Origin of the sequence: Mesorhizobium sp. (assembly GCF_041661565.1) — a bacterium.
Taxonomy (GTDB): Bacteria; Pseudomonadota; Alphaproteobacteria; order Rhizobiales; family Rhizobiaceae; genus Mesorhizobium.
Genome location: NZ_JBAZUD010000191.1, coordinates 1 through 7,959, shown reverse-complemented (window position 1 = coordinate 7,959; position 7,959 = coordinate 1). Strand labels below are relative to the sequence as shown.

Here is a 7,959-nt window from a genome sequence, read left to right as displayed (position 1 = left end):
TTCAAGTCGGTCAACAAGGATGCCTATGCCAGCGACGCGCTGAAGAAGCAGGGCGAAATCCTCGCCAACGCCTCGACCTTCCGCTTCGACGGCTCGGACCTGATGCCGGGCAAGATCGGCGCCGGCGCTTTCTGGACCGGCATGATCGACCTCGTCGGCGGCAAGTCGGCGCAGGATGTCGCCACCGACATCCAGAAGAGCTGGGACGCGATCAAGTAGGCGAGCCCGGCGTCTCCGTCTAACTGGATCCGGACCCGGCGGGCCCGGATCCGACGACGGCATGCACCGCGGCCTTCGTCATCAGCGCATAAATGCGAGGCTCGGTCCGTCAGTGTTCACCGGCCGGTCTCGCTCCAAGCAAATGAATCGTCGCCTGGTCCCGTCACCAAGGTCATTCAACCTTGCCGGATCATGCGCAGGGGGAGGAACCCATGGCGGCTCAGATTGTCTCGGCCATATTTGTCATCATCATCGGCGTCGGCGGCTGCGTCGCCTATTTCTGGGGCGCCAACAGGCTGGTCGACCTGATCTTCCCGTCGCGCGGCGTTGCCGGCGCCGCTGCCATCGACAATCTGCGCCGGCAGGGCCTCGTCCGGCCGTGGCTCTTCGTCGGCCCGGCGCTGATCATACTGACCATCTACCTGATCTATCCGGTGATCGCGACGCTGTGGCTTTCCTTCTTCGACCGCAGCGGCACCAGCTTCGTCGGCTTCGCCAACTACGAATGGGCATTCGGCGACCGGGAGTTCCGCAACTCGATCCTCAACAACATCATCTGGCTGGCCGTCGTGCCCGCCGCCTGCACCTTCCTCGGGCTGATCATCGCCGTGCTCACCGACAAGATCTGGTGGGGCACGATCGCCAAGAGCCTGATCTTCCTGCCGCTGGCGATCTCTTTCGTCGGCGCCAGCGTGATCTGGAAGTTCATCTATGAGTATCGCGGCGACGGCCAGACCCAGATCGGCCTCCTCAACGCCATTATCCAGCATTTCGGCGGCCAGCCGCAGGTCTGGATCTCGCTGCCGTTCTGGAACAACTTCTTCCTGATGATCATCCTGATCTGGATCCAGACCGGCTTCGCCATGGTCATCCTGTCTTCCGCCCTGCGCGGCATCCCCGAGGAGACGCTGGAAGCCGCAGTCATCGACGGCGCCAATCCCTTCCAGATCTTCTGGAAGATCATGGTGCCGCAGATCTGGGGCACCATCGCCGTCGTCTGGACCACGATCACCATCCTGGTGCTCAAGGTGTTCGACATCGTGCTGACCATGACCAACGGCCAGTGGAACAGCCAGGTCCTGGCCAATTTGATGTTCGACTGGATGTTCCGCGGCGGCGGAGATTTCGGCCGCGGCGCCACCATCGCCATCATCATCATGATCGCGGTCATTCCGATCATGATCTGGAACATCCGCCAGGCGAACAAAGAGACGGGAGAGCATTGAGATGGCCGTCGCGACCGGAAACTCCTTCGCCAGCCGCTTTGGCGTCCACATCGCCGTCTTCATCTTCGTTGCCATCTGGACCATTCCGACGCTGGGCATTCTCGTCTCGTCCCTGCGCGACAAGGACCAGATCATCGCCTCGGGATGGTGGAACTCCTTCTCCAGTTCCAGCCAGACCGAGGCGGGGCGGCTGCCGCCGGCCTCGGCGCAGGTCGAGAAAGACGGCAAGTTCGTCCTCCAGGGCAACATCTTCGGCGACGGCCCCGTGCGCAGCATCAGCGCCTTCGGCGTCAAATCGGCGGCGCCGACGCAATATCCGGCCGGCACCTCGGCCGATCTCGGCAACGGCTTGACCCTGCAGGTCGATGCGGACGGCACTTTCGTCATGAGTTCGCCCAAGGCCTTCGAGGGCGACCGCGGCCAGCGCGTCTACTACGCCTCGTCGGCGCCGCCGAAATTCACCACCGACAACTACAAGACGGTGCTGTTCTCGGAAGGGATCGGCCGTTCGTTCATGAACTCGCTGACGGTCACCATTCCAGCGACCGTCATCCCGATCCTGATCGCCGCCTTTGCCGCCTATGCGCTGGCCTGGATGCGCTTCCCCGGCCGCGCCCTGCTGATCGCGGTGATCATCGGCCTGCTGGTGGTGCCCCTGCAGATGTCGCTGATCCCGCTGCTGAAGCTTTACAACGGCGTCGGTGCTTTCTTCGGCGTGCCGTCCAAGACCTATCTTGGCATCTGGCTGGCGCATACCGGCTTCGGCCTGCCCTTCGCGATCTACCTGCTGAGGAGCTATATTGCCGGCCTGCCGCGCGAAATCATGGAGTCGGCGCGCATCGATGGCGCCAGCGACTTCGAGATCTTCGTCAAGATCGTCCTGCCCCTGTCGTTTCCGGTGCTGGCGTCCTTCGCCATCTTCCAATTCCTCTGGGTATGGAACGATCTGCTGGTGGCAATGGTTTTCCTCGGTACGGAGGCAGACCAGATCGTGCTGACGGCCAAGCTGAATGCCTTGCTCGGCTCACGCGGCGGCGACTGGGAGATCCTGACGACATCGGCATTCGTGACCATCATCGTGCCGCTGATCGTCTTCTTCTCGCTGCAGCGCTATTTTGTCCGCGGGCTGCTTGCCGGCTCGGTGAAAGGAGGCTGAGACCATGCAATCCGCTTTGAAAGCCAGCTCGAAACCCGACCTTGCCGTCGATCGCGACTGGTGGCGAGGCGCGGTGATCTACCAGATCTATCCGCGCAGCTACCAAGACTCGAACGGCGACGGCATCGGCGACCTGAAGGGCATCATCGAACGGCTGCCCTACATCGCCGCACTCGGCGCCGACGCCATCTGGATATCGCCCTTCTTCAAGTCGCCGATGAAGGATTTCGGTTATGACGTCACCGATTATTGCGACGTCGATCCGATGTTCGGCACGCTGGCGGATTTCGATGCGCTGACGGCCGAGGCGCACAGGCTCGGGCTGAAGGTGATGATCGACGAGGTGCTTTCGCACACCGCCGACAACCATCCCTGGTTCAGGGAAAGCCGGTCGAGCCGCGACAACAAGAAGGCCGACTGGTATGTCTGGGCGGACGCCAGTCCGGACGGCACGCCGCCCAACAATTGGCTGTCGATCTTCGGCGGATCGGCCTGGCAGTGGGACACCAGCCGCCAGCAATATTACATGCACAATTTCCTGGCCGAGCAGCCGGACCTCAATTTCCACAACAAGGAAGTTCAGGACGCGTTGCTCGACGCAACCCGTTTCTGGCTGGAGCGTGGGGTCGACGGCTTCAGGCTCGACACCATCAATTTCTACTTCCACAGCCAGGGGCTGGAAAGCAACCCGCCGCTGCCGCCGGAGGAGCGAAACGACCAGACGGCGCCTTCGGTCAACCCGTACAACTACCAGGATCATCTCTACGACAAGAGCCGGCCGGAGAACCTCGGCTTTCTCGAGCGCTTCCGCGCCCTGCTCGATGAATATCCGGCGACGGCCGCGGTCGGCGAGGTGGGTGATTCACAACGCGGGCTGGAGGTGGTGGCTGCCTATACCGCCGGGGAAAAGCGCGTGCACATGTGCTACTCCTTCGACTTCCTGGCACCGGAGAAGATCAGCGCCCCGAAGGTCCGCTCGGTGCTGGAAGCCTTCGGCAATGTCGCCAGTGACGGATGGTCGTGCTGGGCCTTTTCCAATCACGACGTCATGCGGCCAGCCTCGCGCTGGGCGGCCAATGAACCCGACCCGACAGCCTATCTCAAGGTCATCTCAGCACTGCTGATGTCCCTGCGCGGCTCGGTCTGCATCTACCAGGGCGAGGAGCTCGGGCTCGGCGAAGCCGACCTCCGGTTCGAGGATCTTCAGGACCCCTATGGCATCCGCTTCTGGCCGGAATTCAAAGGGCGCGACGGCTGTCGCACGCCGATGGTGTGGGATGACAGCGCCAGGAACGGCGGATTCTCCTCTGCAAAACCCTGGCTTCCGGTCCCGGCCAAGCATCTGACCCAGGCCGTCAATATCCAGCAAGGCGACGAACATTCCCTGCTCGAGCACTACCGGCGCTTTCTCGCCTTCCGTCGCATGCATCCGGCGCTGGCCAAGGGCGATATCAGCTTTCTCGAAAGCGAGGGCGACGTGGTCGCCTTCACGCGCCGCGAAGGCAACGAGCAGATCGTCTGCGTCTTCAATCTGGGGGCGACACCGGCCAGCCTCGATCTTGGCGACCGGTCTCCACAGCCTCTGCCCGGGCACGGGTTTTCCGGTCAGGCAAGCGGCGGCTCCATCAGGCTCGGCGGCTATGGCGCCTGGTTCGGGCGTACCGACTGAATACAAACCACTGGGAGGGAATCATGGCCGATGTAACGCTGAGACAAGTGAAGAAGTCCTACGGCAATTTGAACATTCTCCACGGCATCGACCTGGACATAAGGTCGGGAGAATTCATCGTCTTCGTCGGACCGTCGGGTTGCGGCAAGTCGACGTTGCTGCGGTCCATCGCAGGACTTGAGGAAATCACCTCGGGCGAGCTCAGGATCGCCGGCGAAGTGGTCAACGACGTACCGCCGTCTAAACGCGGCATCGCCATGGTGTTCCAGTCCTATGCGCTCTATCCGCACATGACCGTCTACGACAACATGGCGTTCTCGATGAAGATCGGCAAGGAGAACAAGGCCGAGATCGACCGCCGCGTGCGCCAGGCGGCGGAGATCCTGCAGCTGACCAAATATCTCGACCGCCTGCCCAAGGCGATGTCGGGAGGCCAGCGCCAGCGGGTCGCCATCGGCCGCGCCATCGTTCGCAATCCGAAAGTCTTCCTTTTCGACGAGCCGCTGTCGAACCTTGACGCAGCCTTGCGCGTCGCCACACGCATCGAGATCGCCAAGCTCAAGGAATCGATGCCCGAAACGACGATGATCTACGTCACCCACGACCAGGTCGAGGCGATGACGCTGGCCGATCGCATCGTGGTGCTCAAGGAGGGCCATATCGAGCAGGTCGGCACGCCGATGGATCTCTACAAGAAGCCCGGCAATCTGTTCGTCGCCCAGTTCATCGGCTCGCCGGCCATGAACATCCTGCCGGCGACGATCGACAAGACCGGCGACCCTACCGTCATCAGCCATGTCGGCGGCCGCAAGGCGACGGTGCCGATCGCGACGCCCGCCTCGGCCAAGGGCACGTCCGTCAGTTTCGGCGTGCGTCCGGAAGACCTCGCCATCGCCGGCGGCGCCGATTATCTGTTCGAGGGGACGGTGGACTATGTCGAGCAACTCGGCGAGGTGCAGCTTGTCTATGTCGACATCGGCCGCTCCGACCTGCCGCTGGTGACCAAACTGCCGGGCAATGCCGAGGTCAAGCGTGGCTCGACGTTGCGACTGACCGCCAATCCGGAAGACCTGCATATCTTCGATGCGGACGGACGTTCCTTCGCACTGCAAAAACCGGAAGCAAAGGCCGCCTGAGGCGGGCTTACCGCCGATGAGACTGACAAAAAAGAGCGGCGGGCCGTTGGCCCGCCGCTCTTTCAGTTTGGTATCGGTTTGTTAGCGACCGAAGAGATTCCGGTCACTGCCCTGAGGGGCCGACTTCGGCGCATCAGCCGACGAGTTGAGCAGCTTGTAGACCGGCGAGCCGTCGTTGCGGATCGAAGCCGTGGGTCGCGTATCCACGCCGGACGAAGTTACCGCAGGCTGATTGGCGTTGTCGGAACCGAAATTGTCGCTGCCTGCGAAAGCGGTGCCAGAAACGGCCAGAAGGGCGGCGGCGGCGATGAGGATCTTGTTCATTTTAATTTCTCCTGAATTCTCGAAGTCCACCGGCGGCGGGGCAAGCCCGCCATCTGCCGGGTTCGAATGTTAGTTGTTGCCGAAGAGGTTATGGTCGGCACCCTGGGCAGGCGCCTGCTTGACCGGTTCGGACTTGCTGATCGAAGCCGTGTAGGAATTGTCGGTCGAGGACACTGCCGGCTGGTTGGCACCGTTCGAACCAAAATTGTCGCTGCCGGCGAAGGCGCTGCCGGAAATGGCTAGAAGGGCGGCGGCAGTGATGATGATCTTTTTCATTTTTTGTACTCCTGAATTTTGGGTTTTCGCCAGGACAGCGGGCCGGGCCCGCCGTCGCCTGGGAAATCCGGTCTTAGTTGTTGCCGAAGAGGTTATGGTCGGCGCCCTGGGCAGGCTTCTGGGCAGCCGGTTCCGACTTCTTGATCGAAGCGGTGTACGAGCCGTCGACAGCGGTGGCCGCTGGGGCATTCGAACCATAATGGTCGCTGTTGGCAAAGGCGCTGCCGGAAATGGCCAGAAGAGCCGCGGCAGTGAGGATGATCTTTTTCATTTTTTGGTACTCCAGTATCTTCTTTTTGCTGTCCGTCTAGCGGCGTGCCTGTTTATTAATTCGCGTCGTTCGGACCGCCCCGATGTGGGACGACGGCTTCGCCTTTTCCAATCACGAAGTTGTTTCGAACAGCCGCGAGTTCGGTGCTTGAATTTGCCGATCTGATTTCCAGCAGGATTTTTTTATGCAATCTTTTCAGGTGTTTAGGAATATTGTATGACGGTGCCGATGGAGAGCTTGCCAGCCGGCGTTCACACTATGCTGGACGCACTGTCAACAGAAACGAACCGTTCGGTTCGATTTTAGAAGACTCTAATAGTCACTTTTCGATACCTTTTGCTTGGAGGCCCTCGCAGAAGGGTGATTCCGGCGAGTGAGAAGCCGCGCTGGATATCGGGAAAACGTGCCGCTCATTGTCGCCAGCGGGATTTCCCATCCGTGTCGCGCGGCATGGATACGATGTCGTTTTCATGCCGATGGCGCGCAAGCGCGCGTGATTAGATCACGACATCTCAGGTGCCGCTTCGTTAAGTCGAGGCGGAGAATTGGGAAGCCGGTCAGATTCCGGCGCTGCCCCCGCAACGGTGGTGGAGTTCAAGTCGCAACGGGAGACCACTGGGCGATTGCCTGGGAAGGTGTCGCGATGGTCCGCAAGGACAGCTCCAGAGCCCGGAAACCAGCCCGAGATCGTTGAACTCGACTGATCGCGGTGGGCGATCAAGAGGCGGACGATGCATGCCGGGCTTTCGCCGGCGGGCATCCAATCCTTCCTCCGTCACCACCAGTTCAGCCCTTGCATATGAGGACAGGACATGGATGCTCGCGCCGACATGCTGAGGCTCTTGAACAGCCGCAGGGAAGGCTTTTCCCTGGAGCAGCCTTTCTACACCGATCCGGAGTATTTCAAGCTCGACATGGAGCTGATCTGGTATCGCGACTGGTTGTTTATCGGTCACGATTGCGAACTGCCCAAGCCCGGCAGCTTCATCACGGTCCAGGTCGGCGACTATCCGGTGGTTCTCGTGCGCGACCAGCAAGGCAAGATCAACGCATTCCACAATTCCTGCCGCCATCGCGGCAGCCGAGTCTGCAACACCGACAAGGGCACCGCGGCCAAGCTGGTCTGCCCCTATCACCAGTGGACCTACGAACTGGACGGCCGGCTGCTGTTCGCCCGCCAGATGGCCGACGGTTTCGACAAGAGCCAGTTCGGCCTGAAGCCGGTCGCCTGCGAATGCGTCGGCGGCTATGTCTTTGTCTGCTTGGCCAAAGAGCCTGCCGATTTCGCGCCGATGCGGGCGATGATCGAACCCTATCTTCTGCCGCACCGCCTGCGCGAGGCAAAAATCGCCTTCGAGAGCACGATCATCGAAAAGGGCAACTGGAAGCTGGTGTGGGAAAACAACCGCGAGTGCTATCACTGCGCGGGCAATCATCCGGAACTCTGCAAGACGTTCCCGGAAGCGCCGACGGTGACCGGCGTGCAAGGCGCCGACAGCGACCCGGAAATGCTCGCCCACTGGGCGAAGTGCGAGGCCGTGGGCCTCCCGAGCAAGTTCCGCATCGATCCGGCCGGGCAGTACCGCGCAACCCGCGCGCCGCTGCTGCGCGACGCCGTCAGCTACACGATGAACGGCAAACGCGCGGTGGGGAAGAACCTGTCGGACACCGTCTCGGCCGAC

The 7,959-nt window shown here is 61.5% G+C and carries 8 protein-coding genes, 1 pseudogene and 1 riboswitch; of the genes and pseudogenes, 6 read left to right on the top strand and 3 right to left on the bottom strand.

All coding sequences use genetic code 11. The features are described from left to right. From WC739_RS23385 to WC739_RS23365, 5 genes and pseudogenes are all read left to right on the top strand, one after another. Window positions 1-219 (top strand): annotated as a pseudogene (locus WC739_RS23385) (alpha-glucoside ABC transporter substrate-binding protein); the annotation flags it as partial. 212 nt (window positions 220-431) lie between these two features. Next, complete coding sequence (locus WC739_RS23380; RefSeq protein ID WP_372955367.1) at window positions 432-1,445, top strand: carbohydrate ABC transporter permease; 1,014 nt, start codon at window positions 432-434, stop codon at window positions 1,443-1,445. Window position 1,446: 1 nt separating this feature from the next. After that, window positions 1,447-2,601, top strand: a complete 1,155-nt coding sequence (locus WC739_RS23375) for a carbohydrate ABC transporter permease (RefSeq protein ID WP_372955366.1) — start codon at window positions 1,447-1,449, stop codon at window positions 2,599-2,601. 4 nt (window positions 2,602-2,605) lie between these two features. After that, window positions 2,606-4,270 (top strand): alpha-glucosidase, encoded by a 1,665-nt coding sequence (locus tag WC739_RS23370; protein ID WP_372955365.1) that lies wholly within the window; start codon window positions 2,606-2,608, stop codon window positions 4,268-4,270. A 23-nt stretch (window positions 4,271-4,293) separates the two neighbouring features. Continuing rightward, complete coding sequence (locus WC739_RS23365) at window positions 4,294-5,406, top strand: ABC transporter ATP-binding protein (protein WP_372955364.1); 1,113 nt, start codon at window positions 4,294-4,296, stop codon at window positions 5,404-5,406. Between the two features lie 81 nt (window positions 5,407-5,487). On the opposite strand, the gene WC739_RS23360 is transcribed toward WC739_RS23365, so the two are convergent. The 3 genes from WC739_RS23360 to WC739_RS23350 all read right to left on the bottom strand — a co-directional run bounded on the left by WC739_RS23360 (window position 5,488) and on the right by WC739_RS23350 (window position 6,277). Beyond that, the gene (locus WC739_RS23360; RefSeq protein WP_372955363.1) at window positions 5,488-5,730 is read right to left on the bottom strand and encodes a DUF680 domain-containing protein; all 243 of its coding nucleotides are present in this window, start codon (window positions 5,728-5,730) and stop codon (window positions 5,488-5,490) included. 69 nt (window positions 5,731-5,799) lie between these two features. Next, the gene (locus WC739_RS23355; protein WP_372955362.1) at window positions 5,800-6,006 is read right to left on the bottom strand and encodes a DUF680 domain-containing protein; all 207 of its coding nucleotides are present in this window, start codon (window positions 6,004-6,006) and stop codon (window positions 5,800-5,802) included. A gap of 73 nt (window positions 6,007-6,079) precedes the next feature. Continuing rightward, window positions 6,080-6,277: a DUF680 domain-containing protein gene (locus tag WC739_RS23350; RefSeq protein ID WP_372955361.1), complete on the bottom strand. Its 198-nt coding sequence runs from the start codon at window positions 6,275-6,277 to the stop codon at window positions 6,080-6,082. A 497-nt stretch (window positions 6,278-6,774) separates the two neighbouring features. Continuing rightward, window positions 6,775-6,977: riboswitch (cobalamin riboswitch) on the top strand. 112 nt (window positions 6,978-7,089) lie between these two features. Between WC739_RS23350 and WC739_RS23345 the strand changes: the two genes are divergently transcribed. Next, window positions 7,090-7,959, top strand: an 870-nt coding sequence (locus tag WC739_RS23345) for a Rieske 2Fe-2S domain-containing protein (protein ID WP_372955360.1), incomplete at its 3' end; no start/stop codon positions are given.